This window comes from Photobacterium sp. TY1-4 (assembly GCF_025398175.1).
In the GTDB taxonomy this organism is placed as follows: domain Bacteria; phylum Pseudomonadota; class Gammaproteobacteria; order Enterobacterales; family Vibrionaceae; genus Photobacterium.
Map to the genome: position 1 here is coordinate 844,018 of NZ_CP099734.1, position 24,585 is coordinate 868,602.

At 54.8% G+C, this 24,585-nt stretch carries 20 protein-coding genes, 1 other RNA gene and 2 pseudogenes; 12 read left to right on the forward strand and 11 right to left on the reverse strand.

The genetic code is table 11. The features are described from left to right. Positions 1-205: 205 nt before the first annotated feature. The 3 genes from NH461_RS04215 to NH461_RS04225 form a co-directional block, all read right to left on the reverse strand. Positions 206-1,441 carry an OmpP1/FadL family transporter gene (locus tag NH461_RS04215; RefSeq protein ID WP_261602013.1) on the reverse strand — a complete coding sequence of 412 codons (1,236 nt, stop codon included), beginning with the start codon at positions 1,439-1,441 and terminating at the stop codon, positions 206-208. Between the two features lie 277 nt (positions 1,442-1,718). After that, positions 1,719-2,438 (reverse strand): DUF3379 domain-containing protein, encoded by a 720-nt coding sequence (locus NH461_RS04220; RefSeq protein ID WP_261602014.1) that lies wholly within the window; start codon positions 2,436-2,438, stop codon positions 1,719-1,721. Next, positions 2,425-2,997, reverse strand: a complete 573-nt coding sequence (locus tag NH461_RS04225; RefSeq protein WP_261602015.1) for a sigma-70 family RNA polymerase sigma factor — start codon at positions 2,995-2,997, stop codon at positions 2,425-2,427. The genes NH461_RS04220 and NH461_RS04225 overlap by 14 nt, the downstream gene beginning before the upstream one ends. Positions 2,998-3,498: 501 nt before the next feature. Here NH461_RS04225 and fadI point away from each other — a divergent pair. Further along, entirely contained in the window at positions 3,499-4,809 is a 1,311-nt protein-coding gene (fadI, locus tag NH461_RS04230; RefSeq protein ID WP_261602016.1) for an acetyl-CoA C-acyltransferase FadI, read from the forward strand. Further along, positions 4,809-6,920 (forward strand): fatty acid oxidation complex subunit alpha FadJ, encoded by a 2,112-nt coding sequence (gene fadJ, locus NH461_RS04235; RefSeq protein ID WP_261602017.1) that lies wholly within the window; start codon positions 4,809-4,811, stop codon positions 6,918-6,920. The genes fadI and fadJ overlap by 1 nt, the downstream gene beginning before the upstream one ends. 122 nt (positions 6,921-7,042) lie before the next feature. On the opposite strand, the gene NH461_RS04240 is transcribed toward fadJ, so the two are convergent. Further along, entirely contained in the window at positions 7,043-7,384 is a 342-nt protein-coding gene (locus tag NH461_RS04240) for a Fis family transcriptional regulator (protein ID WP_261602018.1), read from the reverse strand. Between the two features lie 112 nt (positions 7,385-7,496). Continuing rightward, positions 7,497-10,262 carry an insulinase family protein gene (locus tag NH461_RS04245; protein WP_261602019.1) on the reverse strand — a complete coding sequence of 922 codons (2,766 nt, stop codon included), beginning with the start codon at positions 10,260-10,262 and terminating at the stop codon, positions 7,497-7,499. 455 nt (positions 10,263-10,717) lie between these two features. Between NH461_RS04245 and sixA the strand changes: the two genes are divergently transcribed. Then, positions 10,718-11,191: a phosphohistidine phosphatase SixA gene (gene sixA, locus NH461_RS04250; RefSeq protein WP_261602020.1), complete on the forward strand. Its 474-nt coding sequence runs from the start codon at positions 10,718-10,720 to the stop codon at positions 11,189-11,191. 168 nt (positions 11,192-11,359) lie between these two features. Further along, positions 11,360-11,719, forward strand: a complete 360-nt coding sequence (locus tag NH461_RS04255) for a hypothetical protein (RefSeq protein WP_261602021.1) — start codon at positions 11,360-11,362, stop codon at positions 11,717-11,719. A 123-nt stretch (positions 11,720-11,842) separates the two neighbouring features. Here NH461_RS04255 and smrB read toward each other — a convergent pair whose 3' ends face one another. Further along, positions 11,843-12,373, reverse strand: coding sequence for an endonuclease SmrB (gene smrB / locus NH461_RS04260; protein WP_261602022.1), 531 nt, complete (start codon positions 12,371-12,373; stop codon positions 11,843-11,845). A gap of 53 nt (positions 12,374-12,426) precedes the next feature. Here smrB and prmB point away from each other — a divergent pair, with 53 nt between their 5' ends. Then, positions 12,427-13,359: a 50S ribosomal protein L3 N(5)-glutamine methyltransferase gene (gene prmB, locus NH461_RS04265; protein WP_261602023.1), complete on the forward strand. Its 933-nt coding sequence runs from the start codon at positions 12,427-12,429 to the stop codon at positions 13,357-13,359. Between the two features lie 96 nt (positions 13,360-13,455). Here the strand turns inward: prmB and queC are convergent, their stop codons facing one another. Continuing rightward, positions 13,456-14,154, reverse strand: coding sequence for a 7-cyano-7-deazaguanine synthase QueC (queC, locus tag NH461_RS04270; RefSeq protein WP_261602024.1), 699 nt, complete (start codon positions 14,152-14,154; stop codon positions 13,456-13,458). 375 nt (positions 14,155-14,529) lie between these two features. Further along, positions 14,530-15,594, reverse strand: a complete 1,065-nt coding sequence (locus NH461_RS04275; RefSeq protein ID WP_261602025.1) for a PLP-dependent cysteine synthase family protein — start codon at positions 15,592-15,594, stop codon at positions 14,530-14,532. 158 nt (positions 15,595-15,752) lie between these two features. Here NH461_RS04275 and NH461_RS04280 point away from each other — a divergent pair, with 158 nt between their 5' ends. The 3 genes from NH461_RS04280 (at position 15,753) to NH461_RS04290 (ending at position 20,056) form a co-directional block, all read left to right on the forward strand. Further along, complete coding sequence (locus NH461_RS04280) at positions 15,753-16,214, forward strand: Lrp/AsnC family transcriptional regulator (RefSeq protein WP_261602829.1); 462 nt, start codon at positions 15,753-15,755, stop codon at positions 16,212-16,214. A 318-nt stretch (positions 16,215-16,532) separates the two neighbouring features. Next, complete coding sequence (locus NH461_RS04285; protein WP_261602026.1) at positions 16,533-18,275, forward strand: ABC transporter transmembrane domain-containing protein; 1,743 nt, start codon at positions 16,533-16,535, stop codon at positions 18,273-18,275. Beyond that, entirely contained in the window at positions 18,272-20,056 is a 1,785-nt protein-coding gene (locus tag NH461_RS04290) for a SmdB family multidrug efflux ABC transporter permease/ATP-binding protein (RefSeq protein WP_261602027.1), read from the forward strand. Before NH461_RS04285 ends, NH461_RS04290 begins: the two co-directional genes overlap by 4 nt. Positions 20,057-20,163: 107 nt before the next feature. On the opposite strand, the gene tesB is transcribed toward NH461_RS04290, so the two are convergent. Beyond that, a complete protein-coding gene (tesB, locus tag NH461_RS04295; protein ID WP_261602028.1) occupies positions 20,164-21,024 on the reverse strand; it encodes an acyl-CoA thioesterase II in 861 nt (286 codons plus the stop codon). A gap of 122 nt (positions 21,025-21,146) precedes the next feature. Here tesB and NH461_RS04300 point away from each other — a divergent pair, with 122 nt between their 5' ends. Next, a complete protein-coding gene (locus NH461_RS04300) occupies positions 21,147-21,566 on the forward strand; it encodes a YbaY family lipoprotein (RefSeq protein WP_261602029.1) in 420 nt (139 codons plus the stop codon). Positions 21,567-21,617: 51 nt separating this feature from the next. Here NH461_RS04300 and NH461_RS04305 read toward each other — a convergent pair whose 3' ends face one another. Continuing rightward, entirely contained in the window at positions 21,618-21,923 is a 306-nt protein-coding gene (locus NH461_RS04305; RefSeq protein WP_261602030.1) for an MGMT family protein, read from the reverse strand. 92 nt (positions 21,924-22,015) lie between these two features. Between NH461_RS04305 and NH461_RS04310 the strand changes: the two genes are divergently transcribed. The 3 genes and pseudogenes from NH461_RS04310 to NH461_RS04320 form a co-directional block, all read left to right on the forward strand. Then, positions 22,016-22,750: a hypothetical protein gene (locus NH461_RS04310; RefSeq protein ID WP_261602031.1), complete on the forward strand. Its 735-nt coding sequence runs from the start codon at positions 22,016-22,018 to the stop codon at positions 22,748-22,750. 191 nt (positions 22,751-22,941) lie between these two features. Continuing rightward, positions 22,942-23,038: signal recognition particle sRNA small type (gene ffs / locus NH461_RS04315), an RNA gene on the forward strand. A gap of 307 nt (positions 23,039-23,345) precedes the next feature. Next, a pseudogene (locus NH461_RS04320) lies at positions 23,346-23,561 on the forward strand (hypothetical protein); the annotation flags it as partial. Positions 23,562-23,597: 36 nt separating this feature from the next. Here the strand turns inward: NH461_RS04320 and NH461_RS04325 are convergent. After that, positions 23,598-24,468, reverse strand: a pseudogene (locus NH461_RS04325) (IS3 family transposase). Positions 24,469-24,585: the final 117 nt, after the last annotated feature.

Sequence of the window (24,585 nt, forward strand, 5' to 3'; positions counted from 1 at the left end):
AACAGGCGTTTTAATCTGGTCGGATGTGATCTCGGCGAACAGCTGTGTTGTTTTTGGCGGGTTTCAGCGACGCACTGTTCACTGAAATGGATCTTGTTGTGGTTGGTGGGTAAAAGTTAGCTTTATGTTTCATGAGCTTATAACAGCAATAAAAAGGGGAGCATCATGCTCCCCTGGTATTGTTGTTATGCTTTTGTTCGCTGAATTAGAACGAACGGCTGTACTGAACGCCGTACAGCAAGGCATTGGCACGGGTTGTTGCATTCACCGAGGTGATGCCGTTGGTTTCAACTGCTTCCACATCTTTACCCATCAGGTAGGTGACCCCGACATCAATGTTTGACTTGGCGTCCAGGTGGTAGGTAAAGCCGCCGGAGAGCCACTGACGATCTGAATCCGGTACTGAAATTGACGTCAGCTGATCCTGAGCACTGGTGTCGTACATGTAACCGGCGCGTAGCGTCCAGTCTTTGTTCATGGTGTAAGTGCCGCCCAGCGCGTAGTGCCAGCCGTCTTGCCACTCATAGCGGTTCAGGACTTTATTGCCGGTGGTTTCCAGCTGGCTGAACTCGCTCCAGTTGATCCACTGAACGCTGTAGTGCACGGCAAATAGCTCGTTCAGCTGGTGGAAACCAGAGAACTCCGCCATATCCGGCAGTGGCATGATCAGTTTCTCATGACTGATATCGCCGCCACCCAGTTGGTATTGCATGTCGCCTTTCGCTTTCAGGTCCGGGCTGTAGCGGTAGGACAGGCCGAAGCGGTTGTCGTCGTTGTACTCATAAACCGTACCGACGTTCCAACCCAGCGCGAAACCATCTGCATCAATGTCCAGCAGGGGTCCCTGAACCCCAATTTTCTGGGCGATACCGGCTTCCAGTTTTTTGTTGGTGCGCTGGAGCTTACCTTCACCGTAGATCACATCCAGACCGGCACCCACGCTCCAGGCTTGGTTGATGCGGTAAGACGTGCTCAGCGCCAGGTTGATGCTTTTCACATCGGTTAAGCCGCCAAACTCGTTCCCGGCAAAGTTGTCATCAAACTCGGTTTTGGTGCCGAAATTTGAGTACAGGCCGGTACCGACAGTCCACTTATCATTGATTGGGTGGATGTAGTAGATATTTGGCGCGTAGGACGTGTCACCCACTTGCGAGTCGCCCAGCGGCAGTACTTTGCTGTAGGTGGTATTTTTGACTTCAATATCCGTATCAATGGCGTTGATACCCAGCGACAGGGCCGGCGCATCAAACAGCGACATGGCCGCGGCATTTCTTGCCATCGCAGATGCATTGTCGGCAATCACCGCATCACCGGCAAAGGCGCGGCCCAAGCCGGTGGCGGATTGGGCGTTAAGCTGGAAGCCCGCTGCCAGGGCTTGTTGTGAGGACACGGCAACCGCCATGGCCACGACTGATTTTGTAAACAGACGCTTCTTATTCATATTTGTTGTTTTTCCAAACATATTATCGTTATTTTCTGCTGCGAACGGCAGAGGCGCGAGATTGTAGGGGGGCAGCTTGAGGGAGCAAATCAGACCAGTTTAAGAATCAGATAAAATTCAGGCACATCCAAGGCATTATGCATGCGGAAATGCCCCCGGAAGCGAATAGAATGAGAAAGGCTTAGAATTAACCAGTTGATCTATAAGGACTTGTTTGGATATGACGAAAACCGGCAGCGATCGTCGCCGGTTTTCGCCCAAAATGTTACCGAATTTGTTAGATTTTTTGCTGTAGGTCAGTTTTTAACCGTTTGGCAATCGGCATCACGTCTTGTCCTTTGCTGCCGACCACGATCAGGCTGGTTTCTTGAAGGGGCATCACGACCCCTTGCAATTGGTTGTCGTTAAACGCAGAGACCGCCGGGCTTTTTTCCGGCACGACAAACACCGTCACTTTGCCCCCTTGGCCGGCCATGACCATATGCAGGGCATTTTTACCGCCGAAACCGCAGTGATTGACATAATAGACATGCGCCCCGAGCTCGGTCAGCTCAGCGCCAAACGGGGTGAGTTTAGCATTGACCTGTTGCAGGGACACGGATTCGTCGACATGGTCGACAAACGGGGCCTCATTGTAGATATGCTCCAGTGCAATTTGGGCGATGACATCGGCGCCCTGGGCACTGCCCGGTAACCATTGCTGATGAAACTGGCCGAGAAACAAACCAAACACAAAGGCAATCGAGGCGGCAATCGCTAAATGAAAGCGTATCTTGCTGCGGTTATTTTCCGGTTGGCCGGACTGGTGGAACAGGATCCGATCGGCCAGATCGTCCGGGACATCGACTTTAAGGAGTTGGTCGAGTTTGGCATCTAACTGCAGCAATTCATCCGCAAGTTGGCGATTGGCTGGCGAAGCATTCTTGGCTGCAAGCATTTCCTGGCTGTTGTCATTCGGATCGGCCAGGAGACGACGACGGAATTCAAGATCGTCCATTGTGTTGACCCCTCCGTTCGGATAATTTTTCAATTTGCTCTTTTAACTGGTTCCTGGCGCGAAACAAGCGCGTCATCACGGTGTTGCGATTGAGGTCGAGGATCTCGGCGATCTCATCGCCGCTGAATCCCGCCATCACCTGCAGCACCAATGGCTCGCGGTACTCGGGTGCCAGCTTCATGATCTCCCGGTGCAGGAGTTGTTGCTCGGCATCGAGGTCGCCCCCCTGATGCTTGGTGTCTGCGATGGCGTAATCATCAATATCAACCAAGTCCAGTTGTTTGCGTTCGAATCGTCTGGCGTTTTCACGGCGCAAAATCGTGATCAGCCAGGACTTCGCGGCTTTATCATCGTGCAGGCTGTCGAGTGATCGCCAGGCGCGCAAACAGGTCTCCTGCACCAGATCTTCCGCGATGTGGGGATCATGGCACAACCAGTAGGCGTAGCGATATAAGTCCCGATGCCAGGCTCTGACCAGGGCTTCATAGCGTCTTTGTTTATTCATGTCTACAGAGACCGAGGCATCCGCTTTTTTCTTTCGGAAAAATTGCTTCATCATAGGTATGCCTATCCAAAAATGTCACGGGTGTGCATGGTTCTTCTCGTGATACGTGTGATCAGGAATCATCCGATTATCAGCCCTAAAATTGATCTGGTTCAAATTGTATCGACACAGGAAAGTTATAGTAGTTCACGTCATCTGAGAGTAAGCATGGATTACAGTTCCGGCTTTTGTCTGGGTCTGAAGTTGATGATTACTGTCTGTTGAGCAAGATGACAACTTCCTTTTGAAGGCTGACTTTACTTTCTCCTATCAGGTTTTGCCTGATTTGCAATTGGCTTTACGTTAATTGACTTATACCTTAGCCGGATGAATTTCCGACTATTGATAACCATACCACACCGGTATGGTTTTTTTTTATCTGCTGCCGAATTCCTGCCTTGACCACAAAACCTAAAACGATTGTTTGAAATTAATAACAACTTGATTACAATCATTGTGGTCTGACCTCTAGTATATGCACCTTGGGTGCCCCTGAAATCATCAAAAGGAGTAGCGATGACACGTCTCCAGAATCTCACCATACGTCAGGGTGAGCGCATCGCCGTTGTCAGCGGATTACGGACCCCGTTCGCCCGCCAGGCCACGGCTTTTAATGGCGTCCCAGCCCTGGATATGGGGAAAATGGTCGTCAATGAAATGCTGCAACAAATGGATTTTGACCCGAAACTGATTGAGCAGGTGGTCTTTGGCCAGGTGGTGCAAATGCCGGAAGCGCCGAACATTGCCCGGGAAATCGTGCTGGGCACCGGGATGAATATCGGCACCGATGCCTACAGCGTGACCCGGGCCTGTGCTACCAGTTTTCAGGCGGCCGCCAACGTCGCGGAAAGCATCATCTCCGGGACGATTGATATCGGGATTGCCGGGGGGGCAGATTCCTCTTCCGTCTTGCCGATTGGGGTGTCCAAGCAGCTGGCAGCGACGTTGCTGGCGCTGAGCAAAGCGAAAACCATGGGCAAGCGCCTCAAGTTGCTCAGCAAGCTGAGCATGAAAGATCTGATGCCGGTACCACCTGCGGTTGCGGAATACTCGACGGGCCTGAGCATGGGACAAACGGCCGAGCAAATGGCCAAGACCCACGGCATCACCCGTCAGGAGCAGGACGCGCTGGCACACCGCTCGCACACCCTGGCAGCCCAAGCCTGGAACGACGGCCTGATCCGCGATGAAGTGATCACCGCATTCCCGGAGCCGTACCGCCAGTGGATCGACAAAGACAACAATATTCGGGAAGACTCCAGCCTGGAATCCTATGCCAAGTTGCGTCCGGCGTTTGACCGCAAGTTCGGCTCCGTGACGGCCGCGAACGCCACCCCGCTGACCGACGGCGCAGCGGTGATTCTGCTGATGCGCGAAGGCCGGGCCAAAGAGCTGGGCCTCAAGCCGCTCGGTTACATTCGCTCTTATGCGTTTGCTGCGATTGGCGTCGAGCAGGACATGCTGATGGGACCATCGTACGCCACGCCGCTGGCGCTGGATCGCGCGGGCCTGAGCCTGTCGGATCTGACCCTGATCGATATGCACGAAGCCTTTGCGGCGCAGACCCTGGCCAACGTGAAGATGTTCGGCTCGAAGAAATTTGCTGAAGAAAAGCTGGGCCGCAGCCAGGCCATCGGTGAGATTGATATGGACAAGTTCAATGTCCTCGGTGGCTCGATTGCCTATGGTCACCCGTTTGCGGCCACCGGCGCGCGCATGATCACCCAAACCTTACGTGAGCTGCAACGCCGTGGTGGCGGTTTTGCGCTGAACACCGCTTGTGCCGCAGGGGGCCTGGGCGCTGCAATGATCCTGGAGGCAGAATAATGACCGAACACGCATCCGCATTTTCTTTATCTTATGCTGACAACGGCGTGGCCTGGCTGAAGGTCGATGTGCCGGAAGAGAAAATGAATACGCTGCAGTCCGCCTTTGTTGAGCAGGTCTCCGAAGTGCTGGCTGAGCTGAAAACCAAGACCGACGTCAAGGGCCTGGTGGTCTATTCAGGCAAGCCGGATAACTTTATTGCCGGGGCCGATATTCGCATGCTGGACGCCTGTACCACGGCCGAAGAAGCTGAGCAGCTGGCCACCCAAGGACAGGAGCTGTTTGACGCCCTGGAGTCGCTGCCGTTTCACGTAGTTGCGGCAATCCACGGCCCGTGTCTGGGCGGTGGTCTGGAGCTGGCGTTGGCCTGTCACAGCCGGGTGTGCTCAGATGATGACAAGACCCGTCTGGGCTTGCCAGAAGTCCTGTTGGGCCTGTTGCCGGGCTCGGGCGGTACTCAACGCCTGCCGCGTTTGATTGGCGTCGCCAATGCGTTGGATATGATCCTGACCGGCAAGCAGCTGCGCGCCAAGAAAGCGAAAAAGCTCGGCGTGGTGGATGAATCCGTGCCGCTGAGCATTTTGCTCGACATTGCTGAAAAGCAAGCGCTGAAGCCGAAACCGAAACGCAAGCATACCTTCCAGGAGTGGGCGCTGGGCGGCAATGCGCTGGGCCGCTCGCTGGTGTTTGATCAGGCGGCGAAGAAAACCCGCCAGAAGACCCGCGGCAATTATCCGGCGGCCGATGCCATTCTGGAAGTGATCAAGTACGGCCTGCAATCGGGACTGGACAAAGGCCTACGCCTGGAAGCCAAGCGCTTCGGCGAGCTGGTGATGTCGCCGGAATCGGCGGCCCTGCGCAGCATCTTTTTTGCCACCACGGCGATGAAAAAAGAGACCGGTTCCGAGGCTGAGCCGGGGACTATCAGCCGCGTCGGCGTGCTGGGCGGCGGCCTGATGGGCGGCGGGATCAGCCATGTGACGGCGGTGAAGGCCGGCTATCCGGTGCGGATCAAGGATATTGCCAACGACGGCCTGCTCAATGCCATGGCTTACAATTACAAGCTGCTGGATAAAAAGCGCAAACGCCGCATCATCAGCAAGGCGGATTTGCAAAAGCAGATGCTGTCGATCACCGGCGGCACGGATCACACCGGTTTTAACCAGGTTGATGTGGTGGTCGAAGCGGTGTTTGAAGATCTGAACCTCAAGCACCAGATGGTGCGTGAGATTGAGCAGCACGCCAAACCGGAGACCATTTTTGCCACCAATACGTCCTCATTGCCGATCCATCAGATCGCAGAAGCGGCTGAGCGTCCGGCGCAGGTGGTTGGGTTGCATTACTTCAGCCCGGTCGAGAAAATGCCGCTGGTGGAAGTGATCCCCCATGCCGGGACTTCGCCGGAGACAGTGGCGACTGTCGTTGCGCTGGCGAAGAAGCAGGGCAAGACTCCGATTGTGGTCGGCGATAAAGCCGGGTTCTACGTCAACCGGATCCTGGCGCCTTATATGAATGAAGCGGCCAATGTGCTGTTGGGCGGTGAGCCGATTGAACACCTGGATACAGCGCTGCTCGACTTCGGCTTCCCGGTCGGCCCGATCACCCTGCTGGATGAAGTCGGTGTGGATATCGGCGCGAAAATTATGCCGATCCTGGTCAATGAGCTGGGCGACCGTTTCCAGGGGCCGGACGTGTTTGAGACGCTGCTTAACGATGGCCGCAAAGGGCGCAAGAGCGGCAAGGGCTTCTACCTGTATAACAGCAAGAAGAAGTCGGTCGATAAGAGCGTGTATAAACTGCTGAATGTGCAGCCGGAGAAAAAAGCCGACGCGAAGACGATCGCGATGCGCTGTACGCTGATGATGCTCAATGAAGCTGCCCGCTGTCTTGACGAAGGGGTGATCCGCTCACCACGCGACGGCGATATCGGAGCGATTTTCGGCATCGGGTTCCCGCCGTTCCTGGGCGGTCCGTTCCGCTACATGGATCAGCTCGGCGCAGCCCGGGTGGTCGAGCTACTCAATGAATACACCAATAAATATGGTCAGCGCTTCAAGCCGTGCGACAAGCTGGTCGCCATGGCTAGCGAAAACCAGCGTTTCTATGACTAACGTTTTGATGATGAAGGCTTTTGTCCTTCAGTAACCTCAATCAAACGGCCTGCACATGCAGGCCGTTTTTTTATGTTCTGGACAGTGCTGAAGGCCAGGGGTTTTCTCCAACCTTGCGTGTGTTACTGAAGTCGTTTGGCCCAGTTGCCCTGGTGCTGCCGGTCGCAATTCTCTTCACTGTCATAAATGACATGCCGGGCGATCGACTTGAGGCGGATCCCCATCGAACCGAGTTGGTTCTGAATGAGCGTATTCAGCTGCGCCTGATGTGTACCCGATGTGAAGTTGGCGAGCTGCGCATTGGTCTCGAACACGCACACGATTTTTAAGCTGTCCGGAAAATTGGCGTAGTTCACCACATGGGTCAGCCACAGAAAGCCGTCGCAGGTGTTCAGAGCGGCGTCGCATACATTGGTCAGTACGGCTCTGAGCTGGTTGTCTGTTTTCTTATCTTGTTTTCGCACAAAAGGCCTTTTCTTGGATTGAAGCCGTGGCACTCCCTCATAGAACGTGTGCCGGATGATTGTGATTGCTCAACGTGGTCCAAAGCATGTGTCAGACGGGGATTCAGCCCGCTCAGCGGGCTTTTTTCTGGAACTCACTGACCGATGCAAGCGGCTCGCCGATCATCAGCGGATCTAAGTTGCTGTGCGCCTGGCCCTGGCAGTGCATGATCAGCCGGTTGGCGGTGCGCGGTTTGATGATATCGACCACAAAGCGCACCATATCAGCCCGGGTCAGATCGCGCAGCGCTTCGGCGACTTTCTGGCGCTGGTTAAACTGCTCATCCTTGTTGCCGATGCTGACCCAGAAACGCTGGGCCCGGGCACGCAGGTTGGTGTCCGGCTCGGTGATTTGCGCCAACAGCCCCTGTTTGCTGGCCTGCCACTGGGCTTCGTTAAGCTCCAGCAGCACCAGGGCAAAGGCATTGGTGAATTCATCAATGGCTTCGGAGAGCTGCGCCGGCGAGGCGACCGGAGACTGGATATAGAGGATCAGCCCCGGATGGCGGTTCAGCGGCAGGTTGGCTGTTCCGACCATATACCCCAGTTGCTGCCGGGTCCGTAATTCATGGAAGAAGGTGGACGACATCAAATGGTTGGCCAGGGTATAGATGGCAATTTTACGTGGTGTCGGTTTGCGTGACTGGTAATACATCAAGATGGCCGAGTCGGCATGATTACAATTCACTTCGTGACGCAGCGTACCGGATTTGCCCAGGTGAACCAGTGGCCGCTGGGATTCCCCGTACAGTTGATCCGTGACCCGGAAGGCGTCTTTGAGAATTTCAGCCAGCGCCAGAGCGTCCTCCTGACGCCAGTTGCCGTAGACGAAGGTGTCGATGTGCAACTCGGCAAACATGGCATCAACAAACTCGGGCAGCTCGTCCACGCTCAGGGATTCGAGCGCTTCCAGGAGGACCGGAAACGGCGGGTTGTTTGGCTGCAACAGGCCGGTCAGCTGGTTAAACAGCTGGGAGATCGGTTTGTCTTCGGCTGCATTGCGCCAGTTACGCAGCATCTGGGCCTTGATGTTGTCAAAGCGATCCGGATCGAAAGTACGATTGGCAAAGCGATCCAGCAGCAGTTGCATCAGCAGCGGCTGTTTCTCGCTGAACCCGGACAGTTGCAGGGTGACCCCGCCCTGGTGGGCATACAGGTTATAGGACATGCCGGCAATTTCTGCCGGATAGGCAGATTCGTTGATCGCTTCGAGCAGCATTTCGACGCACACCCGGGTTTTGACGATATTGCGCGGTGAGCTGACGGCATGCGGGCTGTCGATCGCCACATAGACCACGCCCTTGGGCACCCGGAATTCATGCTCCTGTTTATACCACAGGCGGAAACCGGGCAAATCCTGGATCAATTGCGGCGGTAGCTCGGCTTGCGGCGTCAGCGGGAGTGGATCGAGTTGCTCGCAGAGGTACGGGTTGCGCTCGGGCAGCTTCAGCGCCGGCTCATCGCCCGGTTGCTGCCAGCGGCGGAGTTGCGCGTCGCTGAAGGGTTTGACGGCGTACGGCGTGTGGTACCACTGGGCAACCCGGTTATATTCCTGCCCCTGGGCGACCAGCACCAGGCGCATGTTGTCCGGGGTGAAATAGTTGAGCAACTTGCGGATCAGCGGCTCGTCGTAGCCGGCCATCATGTAGTCGCCGTAAATTACATCTTCCGGTGCATAGTGGAATAGGTTCATGACCAGATAGCTGACGGTATCGAGCGGGCGGCTTTTTTCCTGGTAGCGAAACGCCATTTCCAGCACCGAGCGCTTTTCTTCGTAGCGCCAGGCATCCAGCCCTTCGCGCTTGATCAGCGCAATCGTCTGGAACACGGTCGCGACAATCTCGTCGAGCTGCTCCAGCCCTTTCGGGGTCAGATTGAGGCTGACGGTAAATTCACGGAAGTTACTGCCGCTGACCCCCCCTCCGGCGGCCAGCGTATTGATTAGGCCACGGCTTTTCAGCACCGACATCAGGCTGCCGCTGCCTTCGTTCCCCAGCAGGTGGGCAATATAGGACAGGGGTTTTTGCCGGTAATAGTGCTCAACCGAGGGCATGGTGAACGACAGGGTGAGCTTGCGCACTTCCTTGATCGGTTCAATGGTAATGAGTTTGCCGCTTTCATGGGCGGTCAGCAGCGGCTCTTCAATGGCCGGTTTGGCCACGCCGGTATTCGGCACCTGGTGAAAATAGGTCCGGGCATAGCCTTCAAGCTGATCCAGTGATTGCGGCCCCAGCAGGACCAGGCACATCAGCTCGGCGGAGTAATGGGTGCGGTAAAAATTGAGCAGCTCATCGCGGATCGAGCGGCCTTCGCGATCTTCCAGGGTGCTGAGATCGCCGACGGAAAATTTGGCAAACGGGTGGGCCGGATTGATGGTTTCCTTATGCACCTGATACAAGCGGCGGACATCGTCTTTGATTTTTAGTTTGTATTCGGAATCAACGGCCTGGCGCTCTTTGTCCAGCGCTTCGGCGTTGAACAGCGGGGCGGTAAAAAACTGGCCGAAGCGATCCAGACCTTCTTCAAAGGTCGGCGGGGTGACTTCAAAAAAGTAGGTCGTATTCTCGGTCCCGGTCCAGGCGTTGTTGCTGCCGCCGCTGCGGTTGATGAAGGTCTGGAACTCGCCGACCTTGGGATATTTTTCTGTGCCCAGAAACAGCATGTGCTCGAGAAAATGGGCCATGCCCTGACGGTCAACCGGATCATCAAAGTGCCCGACGTTGACAGACAACGCGGCAGCGGAGCGGGGAGCGTCCGCATCATGTACCAGAAGCACCTTGAGCTGGTTATCGAGAGTCAGGTAGCGGTACTGCTTGAGATCGTTGGGGCTGATATGCACGAGGAGCGCCTATTTTTTTGTAAATTAAGCTAATTATGACGCCCATTACCGAGGCTGGCAAATCAGTCCGCAGGGACGAGCCAGCTGCCGACGGCGGGAGATTTGACCGGGCCGGGACCCCATCTTTGGGGCAGGTCGTCTGGTCGGTCACGCTTCGGCAACTGAAACAGCAGTATGGCTATCCAGCACCGATAGGACTTGCTAGCATAGCGGCACGATTAACTGTGAATGTGATCCGGTTTACCCCCGCGCCAATGGGCAGCGATTAGTTGCTGCGTTTGTGTGGCATCTTTTGTGCCAAAGTGGCTGCTTTGACGTATCAATAAATGCTTTGTGAAAAATAAGTGCTTCGCAATTTAAAAAGCGTTTTAGTGAACCAAGAACAGCTTTTGCGTAAGAGACCGCAATAGCAGCGGTCTGGATGGGTAGAGCGTAAACGGGACTGGATAGGCGATATGCGAATTTATATTATGCGTCATGGTGAAGCGCAGACGTTTGCTCCGACGGATGCGGAACGACCGTTAACCGGACACGGTCAGCAGCATTCTGAGCAAATGGCGCTGCAACTGGCCAGCCAGCTGTCTGGCGGGTTGGATCTGGTTTGGGTGAGTCCGTACCTGCGGGCGCAGCAGACCTGGCAGGCGATGGCGCAACACCTGCCAACCCCGGAAAAACTGATGACGGTCGAGGAAATCACCCCATATGGCGGTGCGGAAGATGTCGCGACTTACCTGAAAGCGATGATTGCGATCGAGCGGCCAGAAACTGTGCTGATTGTGTCGCATTTACCCCTGGTCGGTTATCTGGCCTCTGAGCTGGTGCCGGGTTTGCCGTCACCGATGTTCCGGACTTCCGCGATTGCGGCGATTGATTATCAGCCGGATACGGAAGCGGCGGAGTTTTTGTGGCAGGCCAATCCGGAAGGATAAATTGTAAAAAAACGTGATCCGGGGTTAAGGAAGCCCGGCAGGCTGCCGATATAACCAGAGCAGCGGACGCTGGCATAGCGAACAGTATGTCGCTGATGTTGCTGCGGAGTTGCCGCGTGGTTGAATGCCACCCTTATTTACCGAACAAGAATTGATAAAGTTATTGTTATGAAAGGAATAATACTCGCACTACTCGGGACTGTGCTGCTGGCCGGTTGCGTGCAGGGGCCAAGATCACCTCAGATTAATGCCAATGGCGCCATCAAGTGGGCGAACGGGATGCGTGAAGAAATGCATATTTCGGCATCGGGCAGTACGCTGACTTTTGCGGTTCCGCCAAGCTTGTTCGGAGCGGGAGGCGTCACGATTTTCTCCCGGATTGACAGTGCCCGTAATGGTAACTGTGAGCACTATTACAGTGAAGGGGCAGTCAAAACCCGGATGCAGATTTGTGACAGCGGGGAAGTGACCCTGATTGTCGATGGCCGGGTGATCAACGTCGGCGCGTTGGCGAAATACGTCTACTAATTCTGGGACCGGCGCTATAGCCGCTGTAGCTGTAGCTGTAGCTGTTGGCAGTGAAAGTATAAAGGTAAAAGCAAAGGAGGCGAACTGCATGCGTGCGGGGATCGCCTCTTCGGCAACGCCACATTAGCGCTCAGGAATCTCAATTAACACCAGCAGGGCACCGTCGCCGCCAAATTCCAGCGGTGCCTGGTGAAATGCCATCACATCCGGATGCTGGGCCAGCCATTGCGGCGCTTTTTGTTTCAGGATGTGTTTGCCGATCCCGTGCATCACACAGGCACAGGCAACATTTTCTTTGATACAAGCCGCGATCATCGCTGCCAACTCGCGTTTGGCTTCCCGCTGGGTCATCCCGTGCATATCCAGATACATATCCGGGACGTACACGCCACGGCGCAGTTTTTTCACTTCATATTTCGACACCCCGGTCCGGGCGTACTGGGTTGGTCCGTGCTCATCCAGGTGGGGTTCGAACTCGTCGGAAAAGTAAAACTCGTGGTTCAGGGATTCTTTTTCTGACACTTTGGGACGATTAGCCTTCGTGCTCTGTCGGCGCGGCGCGATTATGGTATCATGCGACAACTTTTTTACGCCTTTTACCGCATCCTGAAAGAGTGCCAGGTCATCTTCCAGGGTCAGATCTTTTTTACTCATAATGAATTTCCAACAACTCTATAGCGGTATTGTAGCGTCATTCGGAGGCTATTTTGGATAAGATTTTTGTCGACGAAGCCGTCAACGAACTTCACACATTGCAGGACATGCTACGTTGGACGGTCAGCCGTTTCAATGCTGCCGGTCTTTTTTATGGTCACGGGACCGATAACGCGTGGGATGAAGCGGTGCAGCTGGTGCTGCCGACTTTGTATCTGCCGTTAGATATTCCGTCAGAAGTGCGTTTTTCGCGCCTGACCAGCAGCGAGCGCCTGCGCATTGTTGAGCGGGTGATCCGCCGGATCAATGAGCGGACGCCGGTCGCGTACCTGACCAATAAGGCGTGGTTCTGCGGCATGGAATTTTTCGTCGATGAGCGGGTGTTGGTGCCGCGCTCGCCAATCGGGGAATTGATCGAAAACGGGTTCGAACCGTTCCTGGCCGAGCCACCGACCCGGATCATGGATCTGTGCACCGGCTCTGGCTGTATCGGTATTGCCTGCGCCCATGCGTTCCCGGAAGCGGAAGTGGATATCGTCGATATCTCGACCGACGCCTTGGCCGTGGCTGAGCAGAATATCCACGACCACGGTCTGGAGCAGCAGGTGATCCCGCTGCGCTCGGATCTGCTGCGTGATGTGCCGAAAGATCAATATGACCTGATTGTCACCAATCCACCGTATGTGGATCAGGAAGATATGAACAGCCTGCCAGATGAGTTCCGCCATGAGCCGGAGCTGGGCCTGGCAGCGGGCACCGACGGCCTGAAACTGGTTCGCCGGATCCTGGCCAACGCGCCGGATTACCTGAAAGAAAACGGCGTGCTGATCTGCGAAGTCGGCAACTCCATGGTCCATATGGAAGAGCAATATCCGCATATTCCATTCACCTGGATCGAGTTTGAAAACGGCGGCCACGGGGTGTTTATGATGACCCGTGAGCAACTGGTTGCCTGCCAGGACGATTTCAAGCTGTATCGCGATTAAGCGAAACCGCTGGAAGAGAAAACAAAAAACCGAAGCCCAGGCTTCGGTTTTTTTTGGCTTTCGCGATAGCTTCTGCATCATCCGACGGCCGGATATTCAGGCCTTCGCTTGCTGTTGTTTGGTAACCAGTGCGGCCATGATCTCAGTTTGATTGTTGAGGTAATCTTCAAGGCCGGCGCGGCGCAAATCGCACGACGGACAGTCACCGCAGCCGTCACCAATCACGCCGTTATAGCAAGTTAGGGTTTTCTCCCGAACAAAGTCCAGCTTGCCGCATTGATCGGCCAGCGCCCAGGTTTCGGCTTTGTTGAGCCACATCAGCGGGGTGGCGATGTCGAGCGGGCGATCCATCCCCAGCACCAGCGATTGGTTCAGGGACTTGACGAATTCATCCCGGCAGTCCGGGTAGCCGGAGAAATCCGTTTCACACACGCCGGTGATCACGGTATCAGCCCCGATCTGGTAGGCATAAATGCCCGCCAGGGTCAGAAACAGAATGTTGCGGCCCGGGACAAAAGAGTTCGGCAGGCCGTTGTCCTGCAGCTCATGGGAAACGGGAATGTTGTCGCGGGTCAGGGAACTGATCGCCAGCTCATTGAGCAGACCGACATCCATGACTTTATGGGCGGCGACGCCCAGTTCGCGGCAAATGGATTCGGCCACTTCAATTTCCAGCTTGTGTCGCTGACCATAATCGAAGGTGAGACAGTGGACTTCATCAAACTGGGCCATGGCCTGGATCAGGCAGGTGGTGGAGTCCTGGCCGCCACTAAAAACCACTACGGCTTTACGCATTGTTGTATTTCCTGTGTTGTTGCCGCATACCCGCACGGGTATTACCGAAAAACAGTCGGTGGCATAAATCATTGATACCGGCAGCAGGTTCTCCGCCGGCAGGGCAATGCTACCGCAGAGTGATACCAATCTGAATCAATATCTGATCATTTTTCATGGCTAAAATTCCCAACTGCTGTGTTGGGGATTTTGTAATTAGAGCCACTAGTTACGGCAATCCCCGCCTTGCATTTGGTTATTTTTTCTCATGAAAAAGTAGGCCATCTATTGGTTCACATGGGTATGGCAGGAGAAGAAAGGCTGACAAAACAATGCAGGGCCACCGTGAACCGGTGGCCCTGCAGGTCGGTGTGGTCGAGAAGAAACCGGGGATGTTTACAAGGTGCCGGTTTGCTCAAAGGCTTCGAGCTGGCTGAGATAAGGCGTGATATCGCCGATGTTCTCGCGCACCCACTGGGCATCAAAATAGGTATCGAGGTAGCGCTCACCGCTGTCGCACAGCAGGGTGACAATCGAGCCGGTTTCGCCGCGGGCTTTCATTTCACTGGCCAACTGCAATACGCCGTACAGGTTGGTGCCGGTTGACGCCCCGGCTTTACGGCCGAGCAGTTTTTCCAGCCAGTGCACAGTGGCGATACTGGCAGCATCCGGGATGGTGCGCATGTCATCGACCACATCGGGAATAAAGCTTGGTTCGACCCGTGGTCGGCCAATGCCTTCAATCCGGCTGCAGGCCGGGCTGATCAGGCTGAGATCCCGCGACTTGTAGTAGTCATGGAACACAGAGTTTTCCGGATCGACCACGCACAAGCTGGTGGCATGCATCTGATGGCGGATATAGCGGCCGATGGTGGCAGAGGTGCCGCCGGTGCCCGGGCTCATGACAATCCAGGTTGGGATCGGATGGGCTTCCAGCTTCATCTGCTCGAAAATGCTGTTGGCAATATTGTTGTTGCCGCGCCAGTCGGTGGCGCGCTCGGCGTAGGTGAACTGATCCATGTAGTGGCCGCCCAGCTCTTTCGCCAGTCGACGGGACTCATCATAGATTGCGCTCGGGCTGTCGACGAAGTGGGCCCGGCCGCCGTAGAACTCGATCTGTTCGATTTTTTTGCGCGCCGTTTTGCGCGGCACCACGGCAATGAACGGCAGGCCCAGCATCCGGGCAAAGTAGGCTTCAGAAACCGCCGTGCTGCCGGAAGATGACTCAATGATCGGGGTATCTTTACCAATCCAGCCGTTACACAGGGCATACAGAAATAGCGAGCGGGCCAGACGGTGCTTGAGGCTGCCGGTCGGGTGGGTGCTTTCATCTTTGAGGTAGATGTCAATGCCGTCCAGGCTCGGCAGATCCAGCTTGATCAAATGGGTATCGGCTGAGCGCTGATAATCCGCTTCGATGGTACGGATAGCATGGTTGATCCATTGTTGATCATGGCACATGGGGGAGACCTTCTGATTTCGGCTGCGTGAAACGGGCGCCGGATATTCATTATCGATAGGGAACATATTAATCGAATGCACAGAAAAAGCTTTGCTTAATTTGCTCTGGAATCACTAAAATAGAGAAATATTTTCTACTAATGTTGAGTTTTATAGAAATGTATCATCTGGATCAGACCGACCGGGCACTCTTGCGCCGATTGCAGCAGGATGCGACGGTTTCACTGGCGGAGCTGGCCGAAGCCGTGAACCTGACGACCACCCCGTGCTGGAAGCGGCTCAAGCGGCTGGAAGAGAGCGGGATCCTGCGCCAGCGGGTGGCATTGCTGGATCCGGTGAAATTAGGACTGACCTTTACCGCGTTTGTCCAAATCAAAACCAGCGACCATTCCAAAGAGTGGTATCACGCTTTTGCCGACACCGTGGTTGATTTTCCGGAAGTCATGGAGTTTTACCGGATGGCCGGTGAATACGATTACATGATGAAGGTGCAGGTGGCGGACATGACGGCGTTTGACTTGTTTTACAAAAAACTGGTTAACAGCATTGAAGGGCTGACCAATGTGACCTCGACATTTGCCATGGAATCCCTGAAATATACAACTGCTTTACCCCTCTAAAGTACTGTATAAAAAAGCATATTCATTAGGATTTATAAAATGGTGCCGAGGATTTCTTCGTATTCCCGGCTTTGGTTCGCTACATCTTTGATTATCTGTCTACTTTTCAGATAATAACCCCATCTGTTCCAATCGGGGAGCAGCGGGGATTGCCCCGTTTCGAATCGGTTCCGTGACCTTGTCGGCTCGCGCGCCGGTTATCTTCTTGTCAGGATACGGTTTCACACCTTCCGTTTTATCCGCAGAGCATTTGTTGCTCTGACTCACTTTGATTCATCATAAATTAAATGATGGCATGCCTGTTTCTGTGGAGGGATTATGCAGATTTTCTGGCAGCTGAGATGGTATTTTCGCCAGCAGTGGCGCCGTTACGGCGGGGCGATTGCTATCTTGGTTCTGGTTTCGTTATTTGAATTGTTGCCGCCGCGGGCAATCGGCTGGATCGTTGATGGCGTGGTCGCCGGGACGATGCAATTGCCGCAGATGCTGGCTTGGCTGGCCGGTCTGGCCGGCTTGTGGTTTGGCGTTTATCTGCTGCGCATTATCTGGCGGGTCTGGTTGTTTGGCGCCGCTGCCGAACTCGGAACGGTGCTGCGCAATCGCCTGTATCGTCACTTTTCATCTCATCCGCCGATTTTCTTTGAGCGTTATAAAACCGGCGATCTGATGGCGCGCTCGACCAATGATGTCAACGCGGTGGTGATGACAGCCGGGGAAGGCGTGCTCACCGCAGCAGACTCGTTGATCACCGGGATCGCCGTCCTGCTGGTGATGACTACCACGCTGAGCTGGGAGCTGACACTGCTGGCCCTGTTGCCGATGCCGCTGATGGCGTTGGCGGTCTTCCGGTTTGGCCGCCAGCTTCATACCTGTTTTTCCAAATCTCAGGCCGCTTTTTCGGATCTGACCGAAAAGACTCAGGAATCCCTCAATGGCGTGCGGATGATCCGGGCGTTCGGGTTAGAGCAGCGCCAGCAGGCGGATTTCGCTGCGGTGGTGGATCAGGTCGGAGAGAAAAACCTGGCGGTGGAAAGAGTCGATGCCAAGTTTGATCCGGTGATCCAACTCACCATCGGAATGTCGTTTTTCCTCAGCGTGGCCGGGGGCGGTTATATGGTGTCGCAGGGACGGCTGAGCCTGGGGGATCTGACCGCGTTTGTATTGTATCAGGGCCTGATGGTCTGGCCGATGCTGGCGATGGCCTGGCTGTTTAACATTCTTGAGCGCGGCTCGGCGGCCTGGGAGCGCCTGCAGCATATTTTTGATGAATCCCCGGAAATCGTCAGTGGCGAGGTGGCGCTGAAAGCCTCGCGCCAGTCGTTGACCGTTGACATCCAACAGTTCTGCTGGCGCAGCCAGAGCCATCCGGCGTTGAGTGAGGTTCATTTTACCCTCCGGCCCGGCATGCTGCTCGGCCTTGCCGGGCCGATCGGCAGCGGTAAATCGACCCTGATGTCGCTGCTGCTCCGTCAGCAGGAGCTGGCACAAGGCCGTATTTGCTACGGCGGCGTCAGTATTATTGAGGCGGATCTGAACCAGTGGCGCAGTCGATTTGCTGTGGTCAGCCAAAGCCCGTTCCTGTTCTCCCGCTCGGTGGCGGATAACATCGCCCTGGGCAAACCGGATGCGTCGATGGCTGAGATCCGCGAAGCGGCGCGTGCGGCTTGTATCGATGAAGATATCAGCCAGTTCCCGGCCGGGTATGACACCCTGGTCGGTGAAAAAGGGATCACACTTTCCGGTGGGCAGAAGCAGCGTATCGCCATTGCTCGGGCTTTGTTGTTGGGGGCGGAAATTCTGGTGCTGGATGACGCGCTGTCTGCCGTCGACGGCAAAACCGAACACCGGATCCTGACCAACCTGCGCCGGAAGAAACAACAGACCGTGATTGTGATTGCCCACCGTCTGACCGCGATGGAGCAGGCCGATACCATTCTGGTGCTGCAACATGGCCGGATTGCCGAGCAGGGCAACCACGCCCAATTGTTGGCCGCCGGCAGTTGGTATGCCGAAATGTATCAATATCAGAAACTCGAACGCGTGATTGAGGGGGCGCAATGACCGATCATACCGTCAATAAAGCCGTGTTGCGGCGGCTGCTCAGCTATGCGCTGCATGACAAGAAAAAACTCGGCTACGCCATTTTGCTGTTGCTGGTTGCTTCTCTGGCCGATGTCTCCGGCCCCTGGTTGATCCAGCATTTTATCGATCACTACATCGCCAAGGATCAGTACCCGCTGGCGATGGTGGCGGGACTGGCGCTGGCTTACGTGACCCTGATGGTGACGGCGGCCTGGTTTCGCTATAAACAATCGTTACAGTTTAACCAGATCGCCATCAGCGTGGTGCAGCGGGTCCGCAAGCAGCTGTTTGAGCGGATGATTAACCAGCCGCTGTCGGCGTTTGACTATATGCCGACCGGCAAGCTGGTGTCGCGGATCACCAATGACACCGAGTCGATCAAGGACTTTTATGTGTTTGTGATTGGTTCGGTGTTGAAAAACTTAGTGCTGATCGCCGTGATGCTGGTGGTGATGTGTTTGCTGAGTCCACGATTAGCCGCCGTGGTCGCCGTTTTGCTGCCGGTGGTTCTGGCGATCATGGTGATTTACCAGCGCAAAAGCGCCGATGCCTACCGGACCATGCGCGATTTGCTGGCCGATATCAACGCGTCGATGAGCGAGTCGATTCAGGGCATGAGCCTGATCCAGCTGATGCGCCAGGAAAAGGCGTTCAGCGAGCAGTTTTCCGCGCTGACCCGTCGTCATCTGGCCTCGCAAATCGGGGTCATGAAGCTGAACGGATTGCTGTTGCGACCCCTGATCGATTTCCTCTCCGGGGTGGCCCTGCTGTCACTGGTGGCTTTGTTCGGGGTCAGCGGCACAGAGCTGATTGGGGTTGGGGTGCTGTATGCTTTCATCAGTTATTTGGGCCGGGTGACCGAGCCGCTGATCGAGCTGACCCAACAGCTGTCCTTGTTGCAACAGGCGATGGTCGCCAGTGAGCGGATCTTCGGCTTTATCGATGCCAAGCAGCAAGCTTACGGCGATGATACCCAACCGCTGGTATCCGGCCGGCTGGCCTGTCGTGATGTCTCGTTTAGTTATGACGGTCAGCAATCGGTCCTGGATGGGATCGATGTCGAGCTGCCGCATCGCGGCTTTCTGGCGCTGGTCGGTCACACCGGCAGCGGCAAGAGTACCCTGGCCTCGCTGATGATGGGTTTTTATCCGCTGACGCAGGGAGAGCTGACGCTGGACGGTCGGCCGCTGTCTTCACTGGCTCAACCGGTATTGCGTGAAGGAATTGCCATGGTGCAGCAGGATCCGCACGTGCTCAGTGACACGGTGCGGGAAAACGTTAGCCTGGGACGGCCGGTCAGCGATGACGCCATCTGGCAGGCGCTGGATAAAGTCGGACTGGCGGCGCAAATCCGCCTGTATGATGCGGGGCTGGATACCCGGTTGGGCAGCGGCGAAGCCAATTTATCTGCCGGTCAGAAGCAACTGCTGGCGCTGGCCCGGGTGCTGGTGGCCCGGCCGAAGATCCTGATCCTCGATGAAGCGACGGCAAATATTGATTCCGGCACCGAGCATCAGATCCAGCAGGCGCTGCAGATTCTGCGTCAGGATATGAGTATCGTGGTGATTGCCCACCGGCTGTCGACCATCATCGAGGCCGATGAAATTCTGGTGCTGAGCCGGGGGCAGATCATCGAGCGTGGGAATCACCCGCAGTTGCTGACGCAGCAAGGCCATTATTGGCAGATGTACCAGCTGCAACAGGCCGGTGAACACCTACATCAGCTCGAAGAAGCCGCAGGTGTCCCGGAGGTGTCATAAACCTGACACTCAGATGACATTCCCGTGACGGCTGTCACGTATAACTCCCGCCACAGAACTGAACACTGTACAGCAGCCATGAATTCAGCGCTGCTGTACAGTGACGACTACTTTCTCTGACGCATCAGGCCTTCCTGCACGGCCGAGGCAACCAACTCACCTTGCTGGTTATAGATCTCGCCGCGCACCAGGCCACGCGAGCCACTTGCCGACGGACTGTCGATGGCATACAGCAGCCATTCGTCCATCCGGAACGGGCGGTGGAACCACATGGAGTGATCGATGGTTGCGACTTTCATGCCCGGGGTCATCATGGTGACGCCATGGGGATGCAGGGCAGTGACCAGGAATCCCCAGTCAGACGCGTAAGCGAGCACATACTGGTGGATCCGCGGATCATCGGGCATCGCGCCGTTGGCCTTGATCCACAGGTATTGCTTGGGCGCTTCGACTTTAGGGGCCAGCGGATTGACGGGGGTAACCGGGCGAACTTCAATCGGACGTTGTCGGCCGAAGGTTTCGACCGCCTGTTTCGGCAGTTTGTCCGCAATGGCGTGGACCAGCGCTTGTTCCGAGAGCAGCGATTCCGGCGGTGGTACGTCCGGCATGGTGGACTGGTGGTTCAGTCCGGGCTCTTCAGCCTGATAGGAAGCCGTCAGGTAGAAAATCGGGCGGCCGTACTGAACGGCTTTGACGCGTCGGGTACTGAAGCTTCGGCCGTCGCGCAGGTTTTCGACATCGTAGATGATCGGCTTTTGCGGATCACCCGGACGCAGGAAGTAACTGTGAAAAGAGTGGACCTGGCGGTGTTCGTCGACGGTTTCTTTGGCAGCCGACAGGGATTGACCAATCACCTGACCGCCATACACCTGCGGTAGACCCAAATGTTCACTCTGGCCACGGAATAACCCTTGCTCAAGCTGCTCTAAGTGTAACAGAGTGAGAAGTTCATTCAGTTCTTTGCTCATCGGAGCTCCAAGTTCCATGTTATTATTTGTTGATTTTTACGGATTGTTTGACATGAATTCAAGTCACGACGTTATCTATCTGTAAAATATTCAGTTTGTCTCTAGGTTTAAAGGGGAGAGGAATGAAAAAGCTTTTTACACTGTTCTCAGCGTTAATGGTGGTATTGGTAATTTCTGCGTGTACGAACTTAATGCAGCAAAACGCAGATATCGGGACAGTGGAAGGCACGTTGGCATATCGTGAAAGAGTGGCCCTGCCGGCCAATGCACGGATCACCGTGACCTTAGCGGATGTGTCTAAAATGGATGCCCCTGCCGAAGTGATCAGCCAGCAAACGTTCCTGGCCGACGGACAACAAGTGCCGTTCGCATTCCAGCTCGATTTCATGAAAGATGAAATTAAGCCCAATCATACATACGCAGTCAGTGCCCGCATTGAAGTGGGTGACAAGCTGTACTTTATTACCGATACCCGCAATGCGGTGCTGACCGACCCTGCGGCGACCACCAAGCTGGATATCCGACTGGTGAAAACGAACTAATATTACCTGAGCGCCTGCACACAGCTTGTGCGGTCGCTGTGACCGCGGTTGTTACAGCCCGTCCCAGCGATAGCGTCTCAGCGGCAGTTTCCCCGCCTCCGACACCTCAATCCCCTCGGCCAGCAGCCTTTGTCGCTGGCGATGTAAGTCCTCCCCTTGTTGGGAAATCATTCCTGCAGCATTGACCACCCGGTGCCAGGGCAGCGTTGAGCCTTCCGGCAGCGTCGCCAGTAAACGCCCGACCTGGCGGTGATAGCCGGGGTAGCCGGCAAACTTGGCGATGTCACCATAAGTCGACACTTTTCCTGGGGGAATTTGGTGAACCTGGCTATAGATTTGGCCTGCAAAATCGTCCATATTTAAACCTGAACCAAACAAACATTCCGATAGTGGCATAAATTCTGCAATTTTCCTACGTGCGCTATCGGTCAACGCATGGAGGAGCATCGATGTTGTATGCCGCGTTGCTTGTTGTGGTCAGTATTGCACTGACTGTATTGGGGGTCAGTGCGTTAGGGCATAGCCATGGAGAGCTGCCCGCGTTAGCACTGGCTATTCCCGCTTTATGGCTGCTCCCGCAAGGGGGGATCTACGCCTGGTTACTGTTGGTGGCGCTCGGCGCATACGGGATGGTGTTACCGGAGCAGCCGCTGGCGCTGTCAATCAGCCTGTTTATGATGATGCCGGTGTTTGCAGTCAGCTTCTCGCCCAAAGGCGGCTGGCAGCTGGCGGCTTTACTGATCTCGATTGTGCTGGCGATGGATGTCGGCCTGATGGCCTTGCAAGGGGAAGGCAAACTCGCCGGTTCGGCGTCCTATACCGTGATTCAAATTCTGGCGGTGGCTTTAATGTGGTATGTGGGCCGTTGCTGGCGTCCGGTGCATGGCAACACCTGGTGGCCGCTGTTTCTGGTGGTGCCATTGTGGGTCGGCGGGATGGAGCATGCGGCGCTGGTCGCCCTGTGCATCACCGGCCTGATTGCCGCCTTGCAGGAGATGATGAAGAGCAAGCTTCATGACTGGGTGCCGCGATTGGCCTGGATCCTGCCGGCTGTCGGCTTTGCCACCCTGGTGCTGGTGCCTTATTTCGACGTGCCGAATCCGATCCTGGTGGCTTGGCTGCTGGTGCTAGGGGGGGCCTTGCTGGGTGAGTTCTTGTTGCAAGAGAGCGAAGAAGAAATCTAATTGCCTGATTTTTCAGGTGAGCTGTTGTAATCCATCACTAAATTGTCATTTTTGGGTAATAAAACAGCAGTCAGTCGAAAAAGGCTGGCTGCTCCCTTGCATTGTATTCCACGTTCACGGATAATCGCTCTCGTTCTCGCAGCAAAGCATCCTCGCTTCTGCTCTAGAGACAAAGAATCTATGGAGGCCCCCATTGGTCCTCCCGCAACACTAACTTGTGAACCCGGTCAGGCCCGGAAGGGAGCAGCCGCAGCGAGCGATGTGTGTGCCGGGATGTGGCTGGTGGGGGCTTCCACCCATCTGGCGTTTGTGTAGTTTGCACCATAAGCCTGCATAATTCCCCTAAAAGCGTACATAATTGGCACCATAAGTCTGCATAAGCTATTTTTGTTGTAGTTTAACAACAAATCGGGTGAGGGCTTATGTATCGTCGTCAGCTCAAACACTCTCGAGTGAAGAACCTTTTCAAGTTCGTCAGTGCCAAGATGAACCAAGTGATGACCGTTGAGTCGTACCTTGAGTACTCTCCTAAAGTCACCTCATATATTGCTCAGCCTGAAGGCTTTTTTATCGCTTTGCCGAAAAAGGCTGTCCCTATACACCGGATTTCGAGGTGACGGAGAGCGGCCAAGTGGAATGGCTTGAAGTCAAACCCTATTCAAAAGCACAACATTCGGACTTTTTCATTCAATTCAAAGCGAAGCAAGCCAAAGCGCAAGAGATAGGTATTCCATTGATTCTGGTGACAGAAAAGCAAATCAGGGTGAATCCAGTATTAAATGGTAATCCTCCCATTTTTAACCGCAGTTAAAAGTAGAAGTTAAGCAGCCATCAACGGTGGTTTCCCTCAGTTGGCTTTGTGTGGTCGCTCATGATTGTAGAACCACAACCATTTTGTTGCATAGTCCTGAACTTCTTCCAGTGAGTCAAACAGATGCTTGCTCACCCAGCTATATCTCATCGTACGATTATGACGCTCAATATACGCGTTCTGTTGTGGATTACCTGGCTGAATATAATCTATTCGTATCCCTTTTCTTTTTGCCCACGCTGTAAACTCATGGGAAATGAACTCGGGACCATTGTCACAACGAATGGCAACTGGTGTGTCGCACCATTCTATAAGCTGTTCCAAAACTCTAATCACACGCAGTGTCGGCAGCAATAAGCCTGCTTCAATCGCGATACCTTCACGATGGAAGTCATCGATGATATTGAGTAGCCTATAGCTCCGTCCATCCGACAGTTGATCATGCATAAAGTCCAACGGCCAGACTTGATCGGCGCGGGCCGGCTCTTTCCATGGCTCCGGCTTGTTTCGGTTGAGCCTTCTCCGGGGACGTATCCGCAGGTTCAGTGCCAACGCACAATAGATACGGTAAACCCGCTTATGATTCCACAGGAAGCCTTTAACATTGCGCAAATAATCAAAACATAGCACGAAGCCCCAGTCACTTTGCTCAGAAGTGAGCGTGACAAGCAATTGAGTTATCTCAACGTTTTCCGTTGCCATCTTAGGCTGATAACGGTACCCGGTTTCGCTGATGCTGAACCACCGGCAAGCCTTGCGAATGCTAATTGAAAATCGCGCCATCGAATGCTGAGCAAGCAAGCGTCGCTCACAGGGCTTTACCACTTTTTTCCATGGCGTCTTTGATGACTTCTGCCTGTTTTAAGATCGCCAGGATCTGACTGTCCGTGTACCGTGATTTTTTCATGCAGAATCTCCTTTCGTTTAGGTTACGAGAAAATTCTACTTTTGGCTGCTGTTATTTTTCGCGGGGATTACCTTTGAACGCTAGCGAAAAATCTGCTTTGGTATCTACTCACACCGT